Genomic DNA, 24143 nt, shown 5'->3' with positions numbered 1-24143 from the left:
AAGTTAACAAAAAAAACGCCCCTTTTGAAAAAGGGACGTTTTTCTCGTTGTTATTTACTTATTCCCACTCAATCGTCGCAGGCGGCTTACTTGTAATATCGTACACCACGCGGTTAATGTGCTTCACTTCGTTTACGATACGTGTCGAAATGACTTCAAGCACATCCCACGGGATACGCGCCCAGTCAGATGTCATGCCGTCGATTGATGTAACGGCACGGATTCCGATTGTGTAATCATATGTTCTTGCGTCACCCATAACACCAACGCTGCGGATGTCAGGAAGAACAGTGAAGTATTGCCAGATATCACGCTCTAAGCCGTGATTTGCAATTTCTTCACGCAAGATTGCATCTGATTCACGAACGATTTCAAGTTTTTCTTCTGTTACTTCGCCAAGAACACGGATTCCGAGTCCCGGTCCTGGGAACGGCTGACGCCATACGATTTCATCTGGAATGCCGAGCTCTGTGCCAAGCGCGCGCACTTCGTCTTTGAAGAGCGTGTTTAACGGCTCGATCAGCTCAAACTGCATGTCTTCAGGAAGTCCGCCGACATTGTGGTGAGATTTGATCGTTTGCGCCGTTGCTGTACCGCTCTCGATGATATCTGTGTAAAGCGTACCTTGTGCAAGGTAGTCGATGCCTTTGAGCTTGTCCGCTTCATCATCAAACACGTAAATGAATTCATTACCGATGATTTTGCGTTTTTGTTCAGGATCAGAAACGCCTTTTAGTTTGTTTAAGAATCGATCTTTTGCGTCTACTTTAATCACATTCATGTTAAAGCCTTCGCTGAATGTTTTCATAACACCCTCAGCTTCGCCTTTACGGAGAAGACCATGGTCTACAAAGATACAAGTCAGCTGGTCGCCGATCGCTTTATGAATCAAAACAGCAACAACAGAGGAATCAACGCCGCCGCTTAGCGCGCAAAGAACCTGTTTGTCTCCGACCGTTTCACGGATTTTTTGCATTTCGATTTCGATAAAGTTCTCCATTGACCATTCGCCTTCGCATTCGCAAACACCGAATACAAAGTTTTTCAGAAGATCATTGCCGTATTCAGAGTGGCGCACTTCCGGGTGGAACTGAACGCCGTACCATTTTTTGTCCGCTTTGCTCATTGCTGAGTTCGGGCAGTGATGGCTTGTCGCGTCAACAGTGAAGCCTTCAGGAACTTCTACAACCAAATCACCGTGGCTCATCCAAACCACTTGTTCATTTGGAAGATCTTTGAACAAATCAGGTGTGCCTTCGATGCGGATATTTGCTTTTCCGTATTCACGCTGGCTTGCTGCTTCAACTTTACCGCCAAGGTAATGAGTCATCAACTGCATGCCGTAGCAAATTCCCAAAACAGGAATATCAAGCTCGAAGATTTTCTCGTCACAGCGGAAAGAGTTTTCATCATACACACTGTTTGGACCGCCGGATAAAATAATTCCTTTTGGATTCATTTTTTTAATTTCTTCAGCCGTCAATGTATGTGGATGCAGCTCGCTGTAAACACCGAATTCACGGATACGGCGTGTAATCAGCTGGTTATACTGACTGCCGAAATCAAGGACAAGAATCATTTCATTCACTAACTTTGTCATGGTTGTCACCTAATCTCCTCTAAGTTTTTTGACACAGAAAAAAACGAGGACAGATATGAAGCTCGCTCCGCCCTCTTTGGCAAGGCCGTTTGCCGGAGTCAGGCCAACTCGCTCCCAGACTCCGATAATATTCACTAATTCTAACAACACGTTGATAAGCGGTCAAGACCATCTTCTTTTAATTAAATTTTCCCATAACTCTCTGGAATCATTCCAAAGCGCTGAAGAATCTTCATTTCTGTAAAGCGCCCTTTCATAGCTTAATGTCAGCTTTGACATGTCTTCTATGTCGTATTTTTCATCGATTCGTTTTGCATAATCACGCAGCGTTTCACTGCCTCGTTTCGGCAGCCCTTTTCTCTTCAGTTGTTTCAGCAGCGCGTCATATGCCTCAAAAAACGCGTGCTGATCGCTGCGCCGCTTCAATTTCCTCACGGCGAAAACAGGAATCCATAACGAGCGGAAAACATACAGCAATACAGCTGCCACCAGGAGGACTGCAAGAACCGCAAGCGTTGCATACAAGCCCGCATCGGCATTAGTATGCGAAGCGGACGGCTTTTTAGAAACAGCTGGCTCCCGTTTTTCCTTTTGTTTTTCTTCTTTTTGCGGCTGTTTTTTCTCTTCTTTCTGTTTCTCTTGTGCTTTCTTCGGCGAGCTGCTGTTATCGCTGCCGGAGTCCTTTGTGTCAGAAGAAGTAAATTGAGCCGGATTTGTAAACCCTTTAGTCGGCTCAAATGTAACCCAGCCCTGTTCCGGGAAATACACCTCTACCCAGGAATGGGCATTGTTATTTGTCACTTCGTAAATGCTGCCATTTTTGTTCCCTGCTTCTTTGTATTCGCCGGACGTATAACCCTTTACCCAGCGGGCCGGAATGCCGGCCGAGCGCAAGAGCACCACCATGGCGGAAGAAAAGTTATCACAATAACCCATTTTCGTTTCAAAGAGAAATTGATCGACATAATCTTCATCATTCTTAGGAATGGTCACGTTTTCTGTTTCATAGGTGAACGCATTTGACCCTAAATAGTCCTCAACCGCTTTCACCTTATCAAACATATTGTCGTGATCCTGAGTCAGTTTGATCGCAAGGGTTCTCACCCGCTCTGGCAGTGAATCTGGAAGCTGCATGTAGCGATCGCTGAATGTGTATTCCTCACTGTTTTTTCTCACTTTTACCTTTCTCAGTTCATCCAGCTTATAGACCGGGGAATTGTACGTTACAGTATAATTTCCCATATTTCTGATTTCACCGGCTTGTTCACTGATCGGAGAAATTTGCTCCGTGTTGCCGTTCATTTCAAGTGAGACAGCCTGCTTTGGCTGAATGGTTTCCGCACCAATCGGATACATCAGATGATTATACCCGTAGTGCTTATCGACTTTTACACGGACGGTGCGGCGCTCTGTCGCAACCTTATGGTCAAACCACAGATTTTCAACTTTTCCATTGCTAAGCTGATACGACATGCCTGTGTCTGTTTCAATCCAGCCTTTTCCGGTATACGTGTCCTTCGTTTCCACACGGAAATACGTACGCTCTTTTCCCTGCCATGTAAAAACAGGTGTAGCATCCTGCTGGAACGGGCCGCCGAGTGATTCATCATGATTCCCGTATCCGATTTTGCTTTCCCCTGCAGACACGCGGTCTTGATGAGTGATTTTTTTAAGAAAAGGCACCGGATCAGGCCAGGCCGGCTCTGATTTTGGAGCGGCGAGTCCGAATCCCGTTGCAGCCAAAACCAATACAGATAAAGGAAGAAACCATTTCAGGACAGATGTTTTTGGCAGTGTGATTCTTTCCATCAGCTTAATGCGTTCCAAGTATAAAAGGCCCAGCATAAAGAAGCCGATCAGCACGATACGGATGACGGCAAAAGTGGCATCATATGGCGTAAAGGTATCAAGAATCGTAATATACGCTACTGTCATCAAAAAGAAAAACAAAATTCTTCTCTGGTAAATCACCCAATAATGCAGGAGATAGACCAGCAGCCACAGCAGCACAAAAAACAGCAGGGTCCGAAATGAAGGGATCATGTCATTCCATTGCCCAGATTGAATCAACGTGATATTCAGATAGACATCCTGCAAAAAAGAGCTGACCCAGCTCAAGTCGAATATAGATCCTTGATAAAACAGGATGTGTATCGAGATCAATGTAAATATGACACAAAAAGGAACGGTGACAAACCACCTCATCCTGAAAAAAGTCAGCAGAAACGTCAAACCGATAAAGACACTAAAAAAGCCTGTATGTTTCGTTTCAGTAAAACTGTCAAGCGGCCTGAGCCACTCCCACAGCAATAAAAAAGCCAGAAAATAAAATAACAGCAAGCTCAAACGGCTTCCCTTGTGATCATCGTGCGGCATGTGAACCAGTCACCTCTCTTTCTAAACAACACGCGAAACTCGCCCGCCCCTCATGACCCGAACTCTGATTTGGCGTTTCATCATGCGTTCAATCATGGCATTTTCAGCTTGAGAGAGCTCAGCATCTTTCTCTTTTGCCAGTATCACCGTAACCCGGCCGCCTCCTATTTCTGCGAGGTGCAGCATATCTTCCGTTAACTGTCCCGTGACAACAACTTGATCAGCTTGGCGAACAGATGGCTTTCCCAGCTCTTCCCGTGCATATCGGCTTATCGGGTCTGCCGCATCACAATGAGCGATGGCTAAATGCCGAAGCATGTGCTTAAAATGCTGATCCCCTTCCTGAATAGGGAAAATGTTTTTTTCCTTCCCGATGGAAGCCAGGCCAGCGCCCGCGCCGTTTTTTAAAACAGAATAAAGAATCGAAGCTGTCACTGAAACGACCTCTTCGAATGCGTCAGAGGAAAAACGGTCCATCAGCAGAAACAGATTTTTGCTGCGAGAAGGCTCAAATTCCTTCGTCATCAGCTGGCTCCGCCGTGCAGAAGTCTTCCAATCTAACGCAGCAAACCGGTCTCCCGGCTGATAATTCCGCACACTTGCTGCGACTGAGGAATGGTGCTCATGAATTGGAGAAGAACCGCTTACACCGTCTTCCTGATGCCTCTCATTCACCTGATAGGAAAAACGCTGATAGAATGGATAAACAAACAGGGTATCATCCAGCTCAAAAAATGCAGTTTTTTCAATCAAGCCAAGAACATCCCCGGTTCGCACCCTGACAGAATGAAAGTGATGCTCTCCGCGCGGTACCCGAGCTAATTCATACGACATCGTTATGCTCCGTTTAAACCAAGGAAAAACGAGCCGTTTGGCCGCGGCTCCGTCTCGATTTAATGACGCGATACCTTCTGGCAGGCAATCTTCAATCACCATATACATCAGGGGAAATGGCAGCTTTCTTCTCAGCGTAACCGTTACGCCCAGCCTGTCCCCCGCATGCAATTGTGTTTTATCCATTTGCCTTGAAGCCTGAAAAGAACGGAGCGGATACAAGGCCAACAGCCCGGCATACAAGACAAAAGGGAGAAACGCGTAAAACAAAAACCAGCTGACAAAGCCGCCCTGAAACATCGCATAAGAAAAAACAGCAGCCGTCAATAAAGTTAATATAATCAGCTTCCAACCATATACGAGCCATTGCCATTTCTTATTCATCAGCGGACCGACGACCTTTGAACCGGCACCTTCACAGCTGACATGATCTCCCTTACGATCGCTTCTGCCTGAATCCCTTCAAATTTTGCCTCAGGATGAAGCATCATCCGGTGCGGCAGCGTGAAAGGAGCTAAATATTGAATATCATCCGGTATGACATAGTCGCGATGATGCAGCAGCGCGTATGCCTGTGCCGCTTTCATGAGGGCGATTGAGCCGCGCGGACTGACGCCTAATTGAACAGAAGGATGCTGTCTCGTTTTCTGCACAATTTCAACGATATATTCCTTAATGCTGTTATCAGCACGGACATTTTGCACTTCCCGCTGTAAACGGATGAAGTCTTCTTTTGCAATAATCGGCTCAAGCGTCTCAATCGGATGGCTTTTTTCCTGAAGAGATAAGACGTCAAGCTCTTCATTAAAGGACGGATAACCCATCCGAAGTTTGAATAAAAACCGGTCAAGCTGGGCTTCCGGCAAAGGATAGGTTCCTTCATATTCGACCGGGTTTTGCGTTGCCATCACAAAAAACGGATCGGCAAGCTGCATCGTATGGCCATCTACCGTGACGCTCCCCTCTTCCATCGCTTCGAGCAAAGCCGACTGTGTCTTCGGAGAGGTACGGTTGATTTCATCGGCCAGCACGATATTTCCCATAATCGGGCCGGGACGATATTCAAATTCCATCGTTTTCGCATTATAGATAGATACCCCTGTTACATCAGATGGCAGCAAATCCGGAGTGAATTGGATTCTTTTGAAATCAGCGCCGATTGACTTTGCCAGCGCGCGGACCATCATCGTTTTTCCGACTCCGGGTACATCCTCAAGCAGCACATGCCCTTTGGCAAGAAGGGCTGCTAAGCTGAGTATGGCGATGTCTCGTTTTCCAACCATTACTCTATTAATATGTTCAACTGCTTTCCCCAGCAAAGGATGCAGGTCTTCTTGATATGCCATTCTTTTCCTCCTAATCATCTACAAAATTCATCATAATGTAACCTAACTTTACCACAAAAAGCAATCTGTATAAAAAAACGATTCTAGCAAATTGTTTCCAATAAAGCTGGCCAAAACACACAAAAAAGCTTCCTGTGGCAGGAAGCTCAATTATTTGTGTTCTAAAGGCTCCATATGAACATGCGAATAATCAATCGCATGCTCCTCCTTCATTCTCCGCTCAATTTCATTGGCTATATCGTGGCTTTCCGTAATATTTAAATCTGCCGATACCTCAACCACCACATCAACATGAACCGTACTGCCCAAGTATCTTGCTTTTATGTCTTTTAAACGGCTCACACCGGAGATTTTTTCGATTGTCTGTTTATAAGCGGAAATGTCCTTTATGTCGAATCCATCTGTCAAAGAGTGAGATGACTCTTTAAAAATATCCCATGCGGTCTTGCAAATAAGCAGACCGATCACAAACGCAGTGACCGTATCAATCCAAGCAAGATGGAATTGAGCAGCTACAATGCCGATAAATGTGCCGATACTGACGAATGCGTCTGATTTATTATCAGCAGCCGCAGCAAGGAGCGCCTGGCTCTTCACCTTTTTGGCCAGCCTTTTATTGTACCGGTAAACGATCAGCATCAGGACTGCCCCGCCCGCTGCCGTCCAAGCCGCAATCATATCCGGCGTCTCTTGTTTAGCAGAAAAAATAGATTCTCCGGCGCTGAACAGCACTTGCAGGCCGACAACCATCATAATAAACGATGCGATAAGCGATGCAATCGTTTCCGCTCGAAAGTGGCCGTATGGATGATCTTCATCAGGAGGCTTTTGAGAGATGCGCAGGCCAATCAGCACAGCAACAGAAGCAATAATGTCAGTTGTGTTATTTAATCCGTCTGCCGTAAGTGCTTCCGAGTGAAAAAGATAACCGATGATCAGTTTAATTGCGGAAAGAACTAGATACGCGGCAATGCTGACCAGCGCTCCGGATTCTCCCTTTTTCAGTTCATCATATCTCTCCATACAAAACCTCCTCCCCGCTCACATTTTCCTATTATTATCTTACAAAGCTGATCCGCAGTGGGTCTACAGAAACATGATTCACCCGCCACAGAAAAATAGTGACGATGGAACACTTTTTCTCTCATCCAATTTATTTGCTCCGCCAAAAAGCCCATCAGATCCAATGACACCAGCGCTTCTCGCATTCTATCGAATTGTAAATAGTACACAAAATCACACAGCAAATAAAAAACGAAACATTTTTTCCACACATTCGCTGAAAGCGCAAACAAAACACTACAAATTTGAAATAAGCTGGTATATTTTCTTACACGAATTTTCGACAAACTGTATATTTATGATAGAGTTTCAATTATCATAATATTCAGTAATGATTGCATTTTAAAAGGAGGTAACTTATGAACCAGTCTCAATCAGGATTAAAAAAGAAATAAAAGCCCCGCCATATGACAATGATTTCGATTGCCGGTGTAATCGGAGCCGGCCTATTTGTAGGCAGCGGTTCAGTGATTCACTCGACCGGTCCGGGTGCCGTTGTTTCTTACGCGTTAGCCGGATTATTGGTGATTTTTATTATGAGAATGCTCGGTGAGATGTCTGCCGTAAACCCGACGAGCGGATCGTTTTCTCAATACGCTCACGACGCCATCGGACCGTGGGCAGGATTTACAATCGGCTGGCTGTACTGGTTTTTCTGGGTGATCGTCATCGCGATCGAAGCCATTGCCGGTGCTGGCATTATTCAATACTGGTTCCATGATATTCCGCTGTGGCTGACAAGTTTGATCTTGACCATTGTGCTCACCCTGACAAACGTCTACTCCGTTAAGTCTTTCGGTGAGTTTGAATATTGGTTCTCCCTCATTAAAGTTGTGACTATCATTGCTTTTCTAATCGTTGGTTTTGCCTTTATTTTTGGCTTTGCACCGGGCAGTGAGCCAGTCGGTTTTTCGAATCTTACAGGCAAAGGCGGATTTTTCCCGGAGGGCATCAGCTCCGTTTTGCTCGGCATTGTCGTTGTCATCTTCTCTTTTATGGGAACTGAAATCGTTGCCATTGCAGCAGGGGAAACATCCAACCCGATCGAATCTGTGACAAAAGCCACCAGATCCGTTGTATGGCGCATCATCGTCTTTTACGTGGGCTCAATCGCCATTGTCGTAGCGCTGTTGCCATGGAATTCAGCAAATATTTTAGAAAGCCCTTTCGTCGCTGTACTTGAGCATATAGGAGTGCCCGCAGCCGCACAGATTATGAACTTTATCGTCCTCACAGCCGTACTCTCTTGCCTGAATTCAGGTTTGTACACCACATCCAGAATGCTGTATTCACTTGCAGAAAGAAACGAAGCGCCGCGCCGTTTTATGAAATTGAGCAAAAAAGGCGTTCCCGTACAAGCCATTGTGGCCGGGACATTTTTCTCTTATATCGCGGTCGTAATGAACTATTTTTCACCGGATACCGTCTTTTTATTCTTAGTCAACTCATCAGGCGCAATCGCTTTACTCGTCTATCTTGTCATCGCAGTTTCCCAGCTGAAAATGCGGAAAAAACTCGAAAAAACAAACCCAGAAGCATTGAAGATCAAAATGTGGCTCTTCCCTTTCCTAACCTACTTGACCATCCTCGCCATTTGCGGAATTTTAGTGTCCATGGCGTTTATTGATTCCATGAGAGACGAGCTGCTGCTGACAGGCGTCATCACGGGAATCGTTCTGATTTCTTACCTTGTGTTCAGAAAACGCAAGGTGAGCGAGAAAGCGGCTGCCAACCCAGTCACACAGCAGCAGCCCGATATCCTGCCTTAATGCTGATCAAATCCTAAACGGCCTGCCGTTTAGGATTTTGTTATTTTCTTTCTCGGGCAGTCTGCAGCACGAAGATTTTTTGTAACCATCACGTCCTTATTGTCATTAACTATAGTACCAATTTGGAAAATTTAGATAAGGACAGATGAAAATGACACTTGAAAAATTTGTGGATGCTCTCCCAATCCCAGATACACTAAAGCCAGTACAGCAATCAAAAGAAAAAACATACTACGAAGTCACCATGGAGGAATGCACCCATCAGCTCCATCGCGATCTCCCTCCAACCCACCTGTGGGGCTACAACGGCTTATTTCCGGGGCCGACCATTGAGGTTAAAAGAAATGAAAACGTATATGTAAAATGGATGAATAACCTACCTTCCACGCATTTCCTTCCGATTGATCACACCATTCATCACAGTGATAGCCAGCATGAAGAGCCCGAGGTAAAGACTGTTGTTCATTTACACGGCGGCGTCACGCCAGATGATAGTGACGGGTATCCGGAGGCTTGGTTTTCCAAAGACTTTGAACAAACAGGACCTTATTTCAAAAGAGAGGTTTATCATTATCCAAACCAGCAGCGCGGGGCTATATTGTGGTATCACGATCACGCCATGGCGCTCACCAGGCTAAATGTCTATGCCGGACTTGTCGGTGCTTATATCATTCATGACCCAAAGGAAAAACGCTTAAAACTGCCTTCAGACGAATACGATGTGCCGCTTCTTATCACAGACCGCACGATCAATGAGGACGGTTCTTTGTTTTATCCGAGCGCACCGGAAAACCCTTCTCCGTCACTGCCTAATCCCTCAATCGTTCCGGCTTTTTGCGGAGAAACCATACTCGTCAACGGGAAGGTATGGCCATACTTGGAAGTCGAGCCAAGGAAATACCGATTCCGTGTCATCAACGCCTCCAATACAAGAACCTATAACCTGTCACTCGATAATGGCGGAGAGTTTATTCAGATTGGTTCAGATGGAGGGCTCCTGCCGCGATCTGTTAAACTGAATTCTTTCAGCCTTGCGCCTGCTGAACGTTATGATATCATCATTGACTTCACAGCGTATGAAGGAGAATCGATCATTTTGGCAAACAGCGCGGGCTGCGGCGGTGACGTCAATCCTGAAACAGATGCGAATATCATGCAATTCAGAGTCACAAAACCATTGGCACAAAAAGACGAAAGCAGAAAGCCGAAGTACCTCGCCTCATACCCTTCGGTACAGCATGAAAGAATACAAAACATCAGAACGTTAAAACTGGCAGGCACCCAGGACGAATACGGCAGACCTGTCCTTCTGCTTAATAACAAACGCTGGCACGATCCCGTCACAGAAGCACCAAAAGTCGGCACTACTGAAATATGGTCCATTATCAACCCGACACGCGGAACACATCCGATCCACCTGCATCTAGTCTCCTTCCGTGTATTAGACCGGCGGCCGTTTGATATCGCCCGTTATCAAGAAAGCGGGGAATTGTCCTATACCGGTCCGGCTGTCCCGCCGCCGCCAAGTGAAAAGGGCTGGAAAGACACCATTCAAGCGCATGCAGGTGAAGTCCTGAGAATCGCGGCGACATTCGGTCCGTACAGCGGACGATACGTATGGCATTGCCATATTCTAGAGCATGAAGACTATGACATGATGAGACCGATGGATATAACAGATCCCCATAAATAATCCGACAAACTTGCCTCTAGCAGGCAAGTTTTTTCTTTATGAAACCTTTGGCCCTATTTATCGTATTACGTAAAAACAGCAAAAAGGAGCTGCTTTTTATGCTGACACACAACCTACATGAAAAAATAAAGCAATACATTTCCATTTATGCTGAATTAAAATCAAAATTAAAATGGAAAGTTTCACACGATCAGATATTAATGCTCATTTCTTCTGCATATATTGTGAATAAAAGAGAGTTTGATTTTCAGCGCTTTTATGATTTGAGCAGCTATATCAAATCAAACATCGGCAGCTTCTCAACACTCAATTCACACCACCGCTTTACTGTTGCATCTATTCTGGACATTCATTTTCAGCATGAGGCAAAACAAACATTTCATACTTTTATCGATGTATACAATGAAATGGTGAAGCTAGGATATAAGCGGGATATGTTCACATACCTTTCCGCTCTGATCTTGCTCACCGGCAAATCTGAAACGACAAACCAAAAAGAACAGATGAACATGGGGCTAGCAGTTTATCAGCAGATGAAGAAAAATCATTATTTCCTCACTTCAACTCAGAATGTTCCGCTTGCCGTACTGCTTGGAGAAAACGGAGAAGGTTTGCAGGCGCTACAGAAGGCGGAAACATGCTATCAGCTGCTGGCAGCCAACGGCTTTAAAAAAGGACAGTACTTACATCAGGTCAGCCATATTCTGGCCTTGCAAAGTGAAAAAGAGCCCGAAATGATTGTTTCCGCTTGCAAACAGATATATCAATCGATCACTGAATCTGTCAAAAAACCAAAGGATTATCATTATCCAGACCTTGCTCTCCTCACATTTCTGGAAGAGCCAGATATCAAAACCGTTTTGTGCATCACTGACGAATTAAACCAGGAAAAAGCTTTTAAACGGCAAAAGGAAATGAATTTTAAAATTGCTGTCAGCCTCTATCTCAGTGAGCATATGGAGAAAAATCTGCTGATGGAATCAGGACTATACACCTCTATCGAAACAGTCATTCAAGCGCAGCAGGCAGCCGCGATAGCTGCCATCATCAGCTCAACAGCAGCCAGCCATACTCATGATGGAAACTAAAGGAGGAGAAACATGCCATACATCACATTAGAAGATCAGACACGCCTTTACTATGAAACACACGGGAGCGGGACGCCGATCCTGTTTATACATGGGGTGCTGATGAGCGGACAATTTTTCCACAAACAATTTTCGGCGCTTTCTGCCAATTATCAATGTATTCGTCTTGATCTTAGAGGACACGGCGAATCTGACAAAGTGCTTCACGGCCACACCATTTCCCAATATGCCCGTGACATAAGGGAATTTCTAAATGTAATGGAGCTTGATCATGTCGTTCTTGCCGGCTGGTCAATGGGCGCTTTTGTCGTATGGGATTATCTCAATCAATTTGGGAATGATAACATTCAAGCCGCTGTGATCATCGATCAATCCGCTTCCGACTATCAATGGGAGGGCTGGGAACACGGTCCATTTGATTTTAACGGCTTAAAAACAGCGATGCACGCCATTCAAACTGACCCGCTGCCTTTCTACGAAAGCTTCATCCAGAATATGTTCGCAGAACCGCCTGCCGAGACCGAAACAGAATGGATGCTGGCAGAAATCCTCAAACAGCCGGCTGCCATTTCTAGCACGATTTTATTTAACCAAACGGCCGCTGATTACCGGGGCACCCTCCAAAACATCAATGTGCCGACATTGCTGTGCTTCGGGGAAGACAAGAAATTTTTCTCTACAGCAGCTGGAGAACACTTGCGCAGCAATATTCCAAACGCGACACTCGTTACCTTTTCTAAAAGCAGCCATTGCCCGTTTTTAGAAGAGCCAGATGCTTTTAACAGCACACTCCTCTCCTTTTTAGATGGGGTTATTGGAAAGTCATAAAGAAAAAGGAATTAGGAGATTAGGGAAAAGTATGAGACAATAAGAAATGTGCAGTAAAATACATGAGGGAAGAAGTGACTTTATGTCTTACTATAACAAACGAAATCAAGAACCGCTGCCAAAAGAAGATGTGAGTACTTGGGAATGCACAAAAGAAGACTGTAATGGCTGGACCCGAAAAAACTTCGCCAGCAGTGATACGCCATTGTGCCCTTTGTGCGGAAGTAAAATGGTCGACGGCATCCGTTCATTAGTGAATCTCCAAAACAACAGCCAAACGAAAACAAGCTAGTTCTTCCCTATAACAAATGCAGTCTCCTGCAAGCAAACAAACCCCGAACGGAGACAAAATTCTATATTTCAGAATAAAAGCCTCTTATTGCAAGAGGCCAAATACGAAGAAAGAAGCCCAAAACTGTAAACGTTTAGGGCTTTTTTGTCTGTTTTAATGGTATAATATGGATATAAGAGGAGGGATAACGTGATCTCAAACCAGCAGCAAAAAGACTTGAAAAAAAGAGCTGCGTTCAAAAAGCTGAATGTTGCAATGAACTTCTATGTTGAACTTCTGTTTTTGTCGGTCCCTCTGATTCATATCTTTAAATGGCTCGGATCATTAGCCCTGCACCTCATCCATTAAAAAAGCCACTCAGCTCATGCCGAGTGGTCTTTATTAGTTAATCACAGAAAAGCTGTTGATGATGCCGTTCGGATTTTCCCATACTTTTTTGAAGGTCTTATTTTCAAGGCTATAGGAATAAATCGTCCGCACCTTAGCTTCACGCCCTGTTTCGTCCTTCAGCTTTTTAGCCCCCTTGGCTTCGGCAAGAAAATAAATGTTCTTCCCATCCTTAGAAAACTGAGGCTGTGCGTCAATTAACAGCTTAAATGATTTCTGATTTGAGATGATGCTTTCATATTTTTTCGTATCCGCATTGAGCATTTGAATAGAAGCGGTTTGCTCCGTTCCTTTTTGCGTATATGATGTGAATAAAATACGTTTATCATCATCAGAAACAGCAATATCGCTGATAAATTGGTTCAGGCTTTTCAGCTCATTAAATTTATGTTGACGGCCTTCCGCAAAATGAATCGTTGTCGGTTCAGGGTCGATGCCCTTTTCGTTTGCTTCATCTGTTTTCTTGTAGTCTTCTTCTACAGAATAATGAAGCAATGCAAATGAATCGTTTTTTTGGTTATAAAAGAAGCTGCTGACGGTGTTATCCTGATCATTAGCGGCAGGATAAAGATTTTTGTACTTTTTCGTTTTCAGATCAAAAGCGGCGATCCGAAAATTGCTTTCGTCCGCTTTTCCTAAGCGGAAATAGATGGTTGAACGGTCCTTAGATAAAAACAAACTGTCCGCACTCTCCGCGCCTTTATAAAGCACCGTCTTTTTATTAGACTTTAGATCCAGTTTAAAAAGCCTCATTTCATTCTGTTCATTATTGCCCGTATAATAGAGCACCTGCTGTTTTTGATCCAAGGCAAATGCCGGATAGCTGGTCAGCTTCTCCTCATGGATCACCTTGTCATTTTCATAATACTTTGTCAGCAGATCCGTATCTGTAATTGAAACCAGCAGCTCCTCACCGCTTTCGGTATTGACTGAAACATCAGCAGCCTTCTCATGGCCTTTATCCTTTGCAACATAAAACGCAACCCCCGCGCCAGCTGCCGCTATTATCACTGCTAACAATAATATGATTCTTTTTTTCATCTTTTATCTCCACCAATAGAAAAAGCAAGAATGTGACTTCTTGCTTTCCAGATTATATATGTACATTAATAGCTGTAATGCCCCGCTACTTTACCTTTGCTTAATGGATATCCAAGCGCTTTAAAGGCTTTAGGGCTAACATCCAGCACTGCATTAGGCATTCTGCCAACATCATTTTTATAAACCGTAATCACCTTTTTAGGCTTCGCTTTTGCATAAGCTCTGATTTTTGTCCCGTTTCTAGGAACATCAAATCCGATTTTGGTCGCACAATCCCAATGTCCAAGTTTCTTACCTGAAGAGCCTTTTTTCCCGACTCCATTATACCAAGTAATATTTCCGTTCACATGTTTCGCACTGGCATCTGATGAAAAACTAAAAGCTCCCAAAGTACTTCCTACTAAGATAAAAGCGGCTAAAATGACTTTCTTCAACATTTCGTCCCCCTGTTTGTTAACATCTAGGAAGATTATACACGATCAACCAGCTATTTTTTATTTCAATATCCTTACAGTAATGTTACAAAGTCAAAAAAGTTACCTCTGTTAAATTAAACCATGGAAGATTATCCTATTATAATAGCAGTATTAGCGTTATAATTATTGATAGAGTAGTTGTCGCATTCAATATGAACGAACCATTACCGTATTGTTCAAACCAAATTCATAGCTATGTAAACGATTGATACTCTCATATAAAGAAAAAAGAGTGTGCGAGACCCTTTTTTCTTCAAAGTTTCTTTTTTCAAAAAAACGTAGATTATATTATATAAAAATTTCATTTCTTTTTTGGTTTTAAAAATGGCGATTTTGTGAACAGTTCATATTGACCGGTGCGGAATTACTCACATCAAAAGCTATAGGAGTGGTAATCCATGAAGGCAGCAAGATGGCATAACCAAAAGGATATCCGTATTGAACATATCGAAGAGCCAAAAACGGAGCCGGGAAAAGTAAAGATCAAAGTCAAATGGTGCGGCATCTGCGGAAGTGATTTACACGAATATCTGGGCGGCCCGATCTTTATTCCGGTTGACAAACCGCATCCATTAACAAATGAAACGGCACCTGTCACAATGGGGCATGAATTCTCCGGTGAAGTTGTCGAAGTCGGAGAAGGCGTTGAAAATTATAAAGTTGGAGACCGCGTCGTAGTCGAGCCGATTTTTGCTACACACGGCCACCAAGGCGCCTACAACCTTGATGAACAAATGGGATTCCTCGGCTTAGCCGGCGGAGGCGGCGGTTTCTCTGAATACGTCTCTGTAGATGAAGAGCTTTTGTTCAAACTTCCTGATGAATTATCATATGAACAAGGCGCGCTCGTTGAACCTTCTGCAGTTGCTCTATACGCTGTCCGCTCAAGCAAACTCAAAGCAGGCGACAAAGCGGCTGTATTCGGCTGCGGCCCGATCGGACTTCTTGTCATTGAAGCGCTGAAGGCTGCCGGTGCAACTGATATTTACGCTGTTGAGCTTTCTCCTGAACGCCAGCAAAAAGCTGAGGAGCTTGGCGCGATCATCGTTGATCCGTCTAAAACAGACGATGTAGTCGCTGAGATTGCAGAACGTACAGGAGGCGGTGTTGACGTAGCATTCGAAGTCACGGGTGTCCCAGTGGTGTTACGACAAGCCATCCAGTCCACTACAATTGCCGGTGAAACCGTCATCGTCAGCATTTGGGAAAAAGGTGCTGAAATCCATCCGAACGATATCGTAATCAAAGAACGTACAGTAAAAGGAATTATCGGATACCGCGACATCTTCCCGGCTGTATTGTCATTAATGAAAGAAGGCTATTTCTCAGCCGACAAACTCGTAACGAAAAAAATCGTACTAGATGATTTGATCGAGGAAGGCTTCGGGGCTCTTATTAAAGAGAAAAGCCAAGTCAAAATCCTTGTCAGACCTAACTAATTTGAAACCAAAAAGAATCCGCACTCGGGTGCGGATTCTTTTTTTAATTATCCAATCACTTCAGCCCCAGAATCCTTCTTTGCCCCGCCGTGATCATAAGCCCGGAAGTTTTCCTCCAGCTGCTCAAGCGAAAGCCCTTTCGTTTCCGGCAAAAACCTCTTCACAAACAAGACAGAGCAAATTCCTAATCCAACGAAGATAAAGAACGTTGTGGACAGCCCGATGGCTGCCAGCAATATTGGAAACGTGAAACTGACTGCAAAATTCACCATCCACAGACAGAATACCGTAACACCCATTCCCAGTCCGCGAAGGCGAAGCGGGAAAATTTCAGATAGCATCAGCCAAGTCACTGGTGAAATGGCGCCCTGCTGAAAAGCAAGAAATGTGACCGTTAATGACAGGACTACATATGGAAGTGCCGGTGATCCTTCAAGTACAAGTGAGAATATCCCGATTAGCAATAACGCTGTTGTCGTACCGATCAAGCCTGTCATCAGCATCGGCCGGCGCCCCACTCTTCCCAGCAACCAGATTCCGACGAATGTTGCCAATACCGAAATCACGCCATTCGCAATATTTCCGATTAAAGCGGCTTCCGTTTGGAAACCAGAATTTCTTAGAATTTCAGTCCCATAATACATAATCGAATTAACACCTGTAATTTGCTGTACAATCGCAATCCCTAATCCAATAAACACAATACGGCGCACCCATGGGACTGAAAGATCTTTAAACGTTGCTTTATCAAGCTGATCTTCTTTTTTGAAAGCGAATTCAATTTCTTGCAGCTCAGCTGCTGCCCGCTTTTCATCCCTGATTTTTTTCAAAACACGCAAAGCATCTTCTTTTCTCCCTTTCGAAACAAGCCAGCGGGGACTCTCGGGCATTCTGATCATGCCGAAAAACAGGAACACGGCTGGAAGCGACGCAATGACCAGCATGAACCTCCACACATGGGAGTTGTCTCCCATTGTTGTTCCAAGGATTGCATTAAAAACAAAGGCCAAAAGCTGTCCTGATACAATCATCAATTCGTTCTGCGTCACCATCCGTCCCCTGCTTTCCACAGGAGACATCTCTGCTAAATAGGCAGGCACCGTTACGGATGCACCCCCAACCGCAATACCAAGCACAAAACGGGAAATAATCATGACCGTAACATTTGGAGCAAACGTACACCCGATCGTTGAAATGAAAAATATAACAGCGAGGAACAAAATATTTTTGCGGCGGCCGTTAAAATCAGACATCCTGCCGCCAAACACAGCACCCAGCGCGGCTCCAAAAAGAAGTGAACTGGTGACAAGGCCCTCTGTGAAGGCATTGAGATTAAGCTGATCCGGCTCTCCCATATACGGTAAAGCTCCATTGAGCACACCGGTATCATAGCCAAAAAGAAGCCCGCCGAAAGTGGAGACTAAAATAATTGTACGTAAAAATGACATTTGATTGCCTTGTTTATTCATACTGTTTCCCCCAGTCTTTTTCAAAATGCGTATGTCAAAAATTTATTCCAGGGCTGCTGCCTTCCTCACATTTTGTAAGCAGGCTTCAGAAAATAGTTGTTCATGTTTTTATCCAATAACCTCATAACCTTCCCTTCTTCTTAGCATGTCAGTCCCAATGGAAGCGATTTCATTTCTCACTAAAAGAGAAATGGTCATTTCTTTGTGCATAACCTTGTAAATTTGGCATTTAATAGTCACTTGATAGTTCAATTGTAGTGATATGATAGTTATATTTTTGTTACATCTGATATTATCATAATTATAAAAACGCTTTCAGTCAATATAAATTTCTGAAAATTTTTTAATCTATAAAAGGAAAATCACCAATTCAAGGGGAAAATGAACGTTTTTCTTCATGAAAATGTGTGAATCAAGTCAAAAATCCTGTGATTTTCTATTCATATCGATAAATGAGTAAGTGTTGGGTAACTTCACCTACTTTTCTCTGTAAAATAAACATTCGTTCAATTGTTTCAGACTCAAGATAAAAGGAAATAGAAAAGAAAAATAAAAGAAGGCTGGCTTAAGGGAGGCAACCAAAATGAATGAGGGTTATATCATTGCAGGCCTTTTATTATTGACAGCGGGGATGATTGATTTTTTATGGACCACGTTATGGTTAGAGAGCGGTGCAGGCCCGATCACAAGATGCCTGTCTGCCTGGCTGTGGAAGGGCTGCCGCAAAATCAGCGGTGACCACGCAAAGGTTCTAAGTATGGCTGGTCCTCTGCTGTTATGCCTGACGTTAGTGATATGGATCAGTCTGTTTTGGGGCGGGTGGGTTTTGATTTACTCGAGTGACCCTCACTCACTTATGGAAACTCAATCAAAAGAACCGGCTTCCTGGCCAGACCGAATTTATTTTTCCGGCTATGTCATGTTTACATTAGGAAATGGCGACCTCGCTCCGAACGGAGGCCTATGGAAGCTTGTCACGATTATTGAAACAGCTCAAGGACTGCTTACCATCACGTTTTCTGTCACGTATTTGATTTCCGTCTTGAGTGCGGTTAATCAAAAACGTTCCTTTGCCCAAAGTGTATTAAGTCTAGGGCATGACGGAACAGAAATCGTCCATAATGCATGGAATGGCAAAGATTTTCACGACATTGATTTTCTTCTTGTCGCTGCCTCATCAGAACTGGGAAAGCTGACCGCTCAGCATAACGCCTTCCCCATCCTTCATTTTTACCACAGCACGCAGCATCAGGAATCATCCATTATAGCTGTTGCTGTATTGGATGAGGCTCTAACCATTTTCAAATACGGAATTCCTGAACAATATCAGCCGAATCAGCTTCATATCAAAGAAGCGCGCTCAAGTATCAAAAACTATCTGGATACCGTTCATACTGCCTATATTCATCCTGCAGAACAAGCGCCGCCGGAACCAGACATCTCAAAGCTTCAACAATCAGGCATACCCGCTTTATCAAAGCAAACATTTCAAATTGCCGTCAATTCAATAAAGGAACGCCGTCAATTGCTGCTGGGAATTATCCAAGCGGGTGCTCGAAAATGGCCTGTTCAGGAGCAAGCAATAGGTAACGCTTATTCTCCTAAATAAAAAAGTCCGGAATGTCTGATCACTCCGGACTTTTCACTGTATGATTCTTATACAAGTTTCTGGCCGCAATTCGGACAAAAATTGGCTTCGCCCGTTTTTGTTCCGCAGTTTGGACAGAAATTCGGTTTGCTTCCGCTGCCAGTTGACTGTGGGCCTGATGACTGTGCCTGCTGATTCTGATTCATTTGGTTCATCATCTGATTGGCCATATTCATTCCCATCATCATTCCAGCCATATCCGAAGCCGCTCCGCCTCCGCTCATCTTTCCGGATGCCATTCCATCCGTCATTGATATTTGCTGGTATCTGTTCACATCCCCAACCATACCGTAGGAAGCGTTCTTTGTAATCATATCTTGAACCTCTTGAGGGTAATTAAAGCTCATGATTTGAAAACCAGTGACCGTCATCCCGTCGCTTATTAATTGCATATCTAAGTCCTCTTGAATTCCCTTGGCAATATCAAAAGCGTTTGCTTGAAGATTAAACATATCTTTCCCTTCTCTTGTGATCCACTTCATGAGAAGCTGATCCAGAATAGAAATGATACGGGTTTTAATATCCTCTACAAAATATTGATCTTTCACGCCAGCGATTTTATCAATCAGGCTGATATAGTCCTGCACCTTGAAATTAAATGTGCCGTTTGCGCGAATGGGCATCCCGCCTGGCATTCCCGCTGCCGGAATATTTATCGCCTGTTTTGTTCCCCATCTTACGGTAAATTCCTTCGTATTGACAAACAGCACCTCAGCTCGCATGCCGCTGTTAAAGCCAAACTTAAAGCCCTTTAACGTTGAAAGGAATGGAATAATTTCTGATTCAATATCATAATCGCCATCATCTTGAAAGACTCCTTCAACCCGCCCATTGTTCAAAAAGACAGCATCCTGTCCGGGACGAATGATTAAACGGCTCCCTTTTTTGATTTCACGATTGTTCCATTTATAAAAAATCATATCATCTCTAAATTCTTCCCACTCTACTACATTCGCTAATTGATTTCTGAAAAACGACATTACGCCTCTCCCTTTCTCTATTTCTTACATTTAAAAACTGCCCCGGCTCCCACTGTATGACGTGCCGCCTTTCGTAACACCGCCATCGCTGCCGCTGTCTTTATCTGATGGTTTTCTTTCTCTTGTTACAGTCGTTCTAATATAAGTGTCGTATTGATCAATCACATCAGACGTACGCTGATCCATATATGTATTTCCATTAACCGTTACTTTGCCGCCTGCATGATAAAGCATGATTGAAACCGCAATTCCCCCGACTGCGATGGCAACAATCAGCTGAAACCACCATGTAAAGAATATGTTGTCAGGGTTTACTCCCGGTTTTATGCCCATATCTTTATAGGAAAGCTGAATATATGTCTCAAAAGCTTTAAAATAATTTTCATTGGATAAATCAGATGAAATCGTATTTCTGATGCTATTGAGCCTGCTGTTGTCCAAATACTGTTCGGCTTTTTTAAAGCCTGCGATAAACACTTCTCTGTTTGTCATATCAATCGTCAGAATGGCTGTACTGCCTTTTCCGTAACGATCATAAAAATCGCTGGCATAATCGACAATATCTTCACCATTTGTGCTTTTGGTCGTAATAATGATGAAATCAGTGTCCCTCTTTGCACCCAGCTTTGCCGAGAGAGATTCAAGTTTTCCGATCTCCGCTTTTGACAATAGATGAGCGCGATCGTACACATGCTGCTGCAATTCAGAGGCTCTTGCCGCTTCGATACCCAGTAAAGGCATCATGATGAAAACAGCCAGCACAACAAAGATCGCTTTCCCAAAAAATCCACGCATCAAAATCCGCCTCCCATCATCAATGAGACGAGCTTCAACGCAAGAAATGTCCCGCCTGCTATTCCGCTAAACCATGCAGCCACTTTTCCTCGACTGATCGGCGGCTTTCCAACGACCTTTCCTGTTTGCCCGTTCATCGCAAAGATATGCTCCGCTCTTTCATAATCGTAACTGACCATCCAAACAGGAAGCAAAACGTAAAAGCTGTTCACGTTTTTCGTGTGAATATGTTTGTCCCTCACATTGACTGACGTATATCCGGAAAAAGTAGAATGGATGTATGAATCTATATAACTGCTGATTTTCTCTTTTGCCCTCGGAAAAAGCTCCTCATCGGTATAATTGTACTTTTCCGCAATATAACCGGCCAAATATGCCGTTTGAAAGTCCTTCAGCTCTTCGTATGAATAAGGCTCCAATTTGTCCATTAATTCGTCTTTCATTTTTTCAGAGGCATCGACAGGGATTTTCAAATAATCGAGATTGATATCACGAAACGCTTCAAAGTGCTCTGTTTCCGTGCAAATATAATCCCCTTCTTCATATTGATGGACTCTGGTACAGTTTGCTCTCACCTGTACTTCACTATTTAAATCAAACATCCAAAATGGAATATACATGCCGGTGATGCTTTTGATACGATCAGCAGACATGAAACCTCTTGGTGTCAGAAGGCCTTTTTTGCACCACTTTCGAAATGCCTGCTCCGCTTCTTGCTTGCTGATTGTAAATGGAATGACCTTCGCCGGCGCCAAATGTCCTGATAAACGATCGGCAAGTATTGCAGCACCTCCGCAGAAGCTGCACGTCGTTGCTGTCGTTTCAGCTTCCGTGATCAAAACGGCACCGCAGTTTTCACATTGATATTCTTTTGCTTCATCATCAGAAAACCGTGCCGCAATGTTTTCTTTCGGATGGCTTTCAATATTGTCCTGTCTTCCGCAGCTGCTGCAGGATAACGAGCCGGTTTCACTGTCAAATGCCATATCACTGCCGCAGTTCGGACACTTATAAGATATTATCATTACCGTTCCCTCTCACATCTTATGATAAAATGACGCCGCAGCCGAAAGCTGCGGCCTCCTATGTATTACTTATCGAGCATCATTTTCGCTTTTAACGCCGCAAGTTCATCATCAACCTGGCTTGAACCGCCAGTGTCATACTTTGCAGTCAGATCAGCCATATCATCCTGCGGAGCGCTGTTCAGTTCAGCCATTGCATTGGCCTGATCAAGTGCCTTATTTACTTTGTCCTCCATTCGGCCGAATGCAGACATTGATTGGCTTGTACTTGAAACAGAAGCGCCCAGTTTGTTCATTCTTTCTTGCGTTTTCGCTACTGCCCACTTCGCCTTGATCATATTTTTACGTGCTTCCAGCTCTCCAATGTCAGATACCAATTTGTCATGCATCTTTCTCATCTGTGCGGCATTGGTTGCAGCAATTTGATTCGCCGCCTGCAGCTCAGAAAGCTTTGACTCCAAAGATGTTTTTCTTTCAAGAAATTTTCTCGCATCGCTCTCATTCCCGGCTTGCAGCGCCTTCATTGCATAGCTTTCCATCTTTTCCATATCCGCCTGGCATTCGTGATATTCTCTTTTTGCTCTCTGCTCCTCGGCCATAACAGCTGCTGTTTCTGCCTTAACCTTAGCCAAATCGCTATTCATGTTTCTTAAATATTGATCTGCCATTTTCTCCGGATTTTCAGCCTTGTCCAATAAAGCATTGATATTCGCAGACATAATATCTTTAAATCTTCCAATTATACTCATCATATCGTTCCTCCTAAAGCTATTCGGTAACCCTTGTTACATATACTATTTATTATCGTTAAAAGTTTCACTTTTTTAATAAAAAATGACATTTCAAACGAAAAATATACAACTTTTTACCTGAACAAAAATGTAAGTAATAAAAAAAGATGCCCCCAAAAGTCCAAAGACTTTCAAGAGACATCTTCAATGATTTACAAAGAAACTTCAATCTCATCCATGCTTGGCAGTGCATCAATCGCTCCAATTTTAGTGCAGACAAGAGCTCCGACCTTATTGGCAAACGCCACAATCTCACGCAGTTTCACAAAATCAGCATCTACAGATTGAATCTGATCCGTATTTGCCAATTGATATAAAGCCGCACCGACAAAAGCATCTCCCGCCCCTGTTGAGTCAATTGATGTCACAGGAATGCTTGGAATGATTTCACGGTCTTTTCCATTGGAAAGAAGCGTTCCGCTTTTCCCAAGTGTCACAGCGACAATGTTGGCTCCGATCTCATGAAGGATCGCAACTCCCTTTTCATGATCCTTCACACCGCTTATAATCTCAAGCTCCTCGTCACTGACTTTCACAAAATCACTTACAGCGATCGCTTTTTTCGCAACACTTACAAACTCTGAGACTCTTCCCCTCCATAAATCTTCACGGTAGTTAGGGTCAAACGAAATAAACTGTCCATTGTCTTTCGCAATCGACATCAGCCGTAAATAGGCTGAGCAAAACGGATCCGATAACAGTGCCGTCGCAGAGCCGAAATGAAGAATTTTCGCTTCGTTTAGTTTTTCCTGGTCAATATCCTCCAGCGTAAACAAAGCGTCCGCGCCTCTATTAAAAACAAAGTCACGCTCTCCATTTTGTTTTAATGAAACAAAAGCAAGCGTTGTAGGCGCTTTCTCATCCATGACAAGCATTGAGGTATCCACCTGTACAGCGTCCAATGTTTGCTTGAGAAAATACCCAAACGGATCCTTGCCTACTTTTCCGCTGAAAGCGGCGTCTCCGCCCAGCTTGGCAATCGCTGCTGACACATTCGCCGGTGCACCCCCGGCACTTTTCAAGAAATGGCGCCCTTCCTTTAAATCAACGTCGACATCGGTACAAAAGAAATCAATTAACAATTCTCCAATACAAACTACAGAATGACTACGCATATTATCACACTCATTTATAAAGTCTAGATTACAGTCTCAGTATATTACTTTCTGCCATAAATACAACATTGAATATTAAAAATTTTACA

At 43.8% G+C, this 24143-nt stretch carries 22 protein-coding genes; 9 read left to right on the top strand and 13 right to left on the bottom strand.

The window, feature by feature from the left end; all coding sequences use genetic code 11:
• Nucleotides 1-58 precede the first annotated feature (58 nt).
• The 5 genes from guaA to mneS all read right to left on the bottom strand — a co-directional run bounded on the left by guaA (nucleotide 59) and on the right by mneS (nucleotide 7179).
• Nucleotides 59-1600, bottom strand: a complete 1542-nt coding sequence (gene guaA, locus QF06_RS02095; protein WP_003233970.1) for a glutamine-hydrolyzing GMP synthase — start codon at nucleotides 1598-1600, stop codon at nucleotides 59-61.
• 162 nt (nucleotides 1601-1762) lie between these two features.
• Entirely contained in the window at nucleotides 1763-3976 is a 2214-nt protein-coding gene (locus QF06_RS02090) for a DUF4129 domain-containing transglutaminase family protein (RefSeq protein ID WP_041851236.1), read from the bottom strand.
• Nucleotides 3977-3997: 21 nt separating this feature from the next.
• Nucleotides 3998-5194, bottom strand: coding sequence for a DUF58 domain-containing protein (locus QF06_RS02085; RefSeq protein ID WP_041851237.1), 1197 nt, complete (start codon nucleotides 5192-5194; stop codon nucleotides 3998-4000).
• Nucleotides 5194-6156: an AAA family ATPase gene (locus tag QF06_RS02080; protein ID WP_032726736.1), complete on the bottom strand. Its 963-nt coding sequence runs from the start codon at nucleotides 6154-6156 to the stop codon at nucleotides 5194-5196. The genes QF06_RS02085 and QF06_RS02080 overlap by 1 nt, the downstream gene beginning before the upstream one ends.
• A 150-nt stretch (nucleotides 6157-6306) precedes the next feature.
• Nucleotides 6307-7179, bottom strand: a complete 873-nt coding sequence (mneS, locus tag QF06_RS02075; protein WP_015382984.1) for a manganese transporter MneS — start codon at nucleotides 7177-7179, stop codon at nucleotides 6307-6309.
• A gap of 73 nt (nucleotides 7180-7252) precedes the next feature.
• Here mneS and QF06_RS20865 point away from each other — a divergent pair, with 73 nt between their 5' ends.
• The 7 genes from QF06_RS20865 (at nucleotide 7253) to QF06_RS20860 (ending at nucleotide 13236) form a co-directional block, all read left to right on the top strand.
• Nucleotides 7253-7540 carry a hypothetical protein gene (locus QF06_RS20865; protein WP_032726737.1) on the top strand — a complete coding sequence of 96 codons (288 nt, stop codon included), beginning with the start codon at nucleotides 7253-7255 and terminating at the stop codon, nucleotides 7538-7540.
• A gap of 85 nt (nucleotides 7541-7625) precedes the next feature.
• Nucleotides 7626-8987 carry a GABA permease gene (gene gabP / locus QF06_RS02070; protein ID WP_043940059.1) on the top strand — a complete coding sequence of 454 codons (1362 nt, stop codon included), beginning with the start codon at nucleotides 7626-7628 and terminating at the stop codon, nucleotides 8985-8987.
• A gap of 151 nt (nucleotides 8988-9138) precedes the next feature.
• Nucleotides 9139-10680, top strand: coding sequence for an outer spore coat copper-dependent laccase CotA (gene cotA, locus QF06_RS02065; protein ID WP_041851251.1), 1542 nt, complete (start codon nucleotides 9139-9141; stop codon nucleotides 10678-10680).
• A gap of 98 nt (nucleotides 10681-10778) precedes the next feature.
• Nucleotides 10779-11768 carry a DUF4003 domain-containing protein gene (locus tag QF06_RS02060; protein WP_041851252.1) on the top strand — a complete coding sequence of 330 codons (990 nt, stop codon included), beginning with the start codon at nucleotides 10779-10781 and terminating at the stop codon, nucleotides 11766-11768.
• Nucleotides 11769-11780: 12 nt separating this feature from the next.
• Nucleotides 11781-12596: an alpha/beta fold hydrolase gene (locus QF06_RS02055; protein ID WP_041851238.1), complete on the top strand. Its 816-nt coding sequence runs from the start codon at nucleotides 11781-11783 to the stop codon at nucleotides 12594-12596.
• Nucleotides 12597-12678: 82 nt separating this feature from the next.
• Nucleotides 12679-12888 carry a cold-shock protein gene (locus tag QF06_RS02050; RefSeq protein ID WP_003234008.1) on the top strand — a complete coding sequence of 70 codons (210 nt, stop codon included), beginning with the start codon at nucleotides 12679-12681 and terminating at the stop codon, nucleotides 12886-12888.
• A gap of 189 nt (nucleotides 12889-13077) precedes the next feature.
• Nucleotides 13078-13236, top strand: a complete 159-nt coding sequence (locus QF06_RS20860; protein ID WP_015382979.1) for a hypothetical protein — start codon at nucleotides 13078-13080, stop codon at nucleotides 13234-13236.
• A 33-nt stretch (nucleotides 13237-13269) separates the two neighbouring features.
• Here the strand turns inward: QF06_RS20860 and QF06_RS02040 are convergent, their stop codons facing one another.
• Both QF06_RS02040 and walM read right to left on the bottom strand, forming a co-directional pair.
• On the bottom strand, nucleotides 13270-14316 hold the full coding sequence (locus QF06_RS02040; RefSeq protein WP_041851239.1) for a PD40 domain-containing protein: 1047 nt from the start codon (nucleotides 14314-14316) through the stop codon (nucleotides 13270-13272).
• 65 nt (nucleotides 14317-14381) lie between these two features.
• Nucleotides 14382-14753, bottom strand: coding sequence for a cell wall metabolism protein WalM (gene walM, locus QF06_RS02035; RefSeq protein WP_003234013.1), 372 nt, complete (start codon nucleotides 14751-14753; stop codon nucleotides 14382-14384).
• A gap of 437 nt (nucleotides 14754-15190) precedes the next feature.
• Between walM and bdhA the strand changes: the two genes are divergently transcribed.
• Complete coding sequence (bdhA, locus tag QF06_RS02030) at nucleotides 15191-16231, top strand: (R,R)-butanediol dehydrogenase (protein ID WP_003234015.1); 1041 nt, start codon at nucleotides 15191-15193, stop codon at nucleotides 16229-16231.
• Between the two features lie 47 nt (nucleotides 16232-16278).
• Here bdhA and iolT read toward each other — a convergent pair whose 3' ends face one another.
• Nucleotides 16279-17700 carry a myo-inositol transporter IolT gene (gene iolT, locus QF06_RS02025; protein WP_038827713.1) on the bottom strand — a complete coding sequence of 474 codons (1422 nt, stop codon included), beginning with the start codon at nucleotides 17698-17700 and terminating at the stop codon, nucleotides 16279-16281.
• A gap of 583 nt (nucleotides 17701-18283) precedes the next feature.
• Here iolT and QF06_RS02020 point away from each other — a divergent pair.
• Entirely contained in the window at nucleotides 18284-19309 is a 1026-nt protein-coding gene (locus tag QF06_RS02020) for a potassium channel family protein (RefSeq protein ID WP_041851240.1), read from the top strand.
• A gap of 47 nt (nucleotides 19310-19356) precedes the next feature.
• Here the strand turns inward: QF06_RS02020 and QF06_RS02015 are convergent, their stop codons facing one another.
• From QF06_RS02015 to QF06_RS01995, 5 genes are all read right to left on the bottom strand, one after another.
• Nucleotides 19357-20328: an SPFH domain-containing protein gene (locus QF06_RS02015; protein WP_003234032.1), complete on the bottom strand. Its 972-nt coding sequence runs from the start codon at nucleotides 20326-20328 to the stop codon at nucleotides 19357-19359.
• 30 nt (nucleotides 20329-20358) lie between these two features.
• Nucleotides 20359-21123, bottom strand: coding sequence for a TPM domain-containing protein (locus tag QF06_RS02010; RefSeq protein WP_041851241.1), 765 nt, complete (start codon nucleotides 21121-21123; stop codon nucleotides 20359-20361).
• On the bottom strand, nucleotides 21123-22148 hold the full coding sequence (locus QF06_RS02005) for a TFIIB-type zinc ribbon-containing protein (protein ID WP_041851242.1): 1026 nt from the start codon (nucleotides 22146-22148) through the stop codon (nucleotides 21123-21125). Before QF06_RS02005 ends, QF06_RS02010 begins: the two co-directional genes overlap by 1 nt.
• A 65-nt stretch (nucleotides 22149-22213) precedes the next feature.
• Entirely contained in the window at nucleotides 22214-22897 is a 684-nt protein-coding gene (locus QF06_RS02000) for a PspA/IM30 family protein (protein WP_041851253.1), read from the bottom strand.
• A gap of 194 nt (nucleotides 22898-23091) precedes the next feature.
• Nucleotides 23092-24054 (bottom strand): carbohydrate kinase family protein, encoded by a 963-nt coding sequence (locus QF06_RS01995; RefSeq protein WP_029726586.1) that lies wholly within the window; start codon nucleotides 24052-24054, stop codon nucleotides 23092-23094.
• Nucleotides 24055-24143 lie beyond the last annotated feature (89 nt).

The organism is Bacillus sp. YP1, from assembly GCF_000877815.1.
In the GTDB taxonomy this organism is placed as follows: Bacteria; Bacillota; Bacilli; order Bacillales; family Bacillaceae; genus Bacillus; species Bacillus subtilis.
The sequence above is the reverse complement of the archived record's forward strand: the minus strand, read 5'-3'. Positions and strand labels throughout refer to the sequence as shown.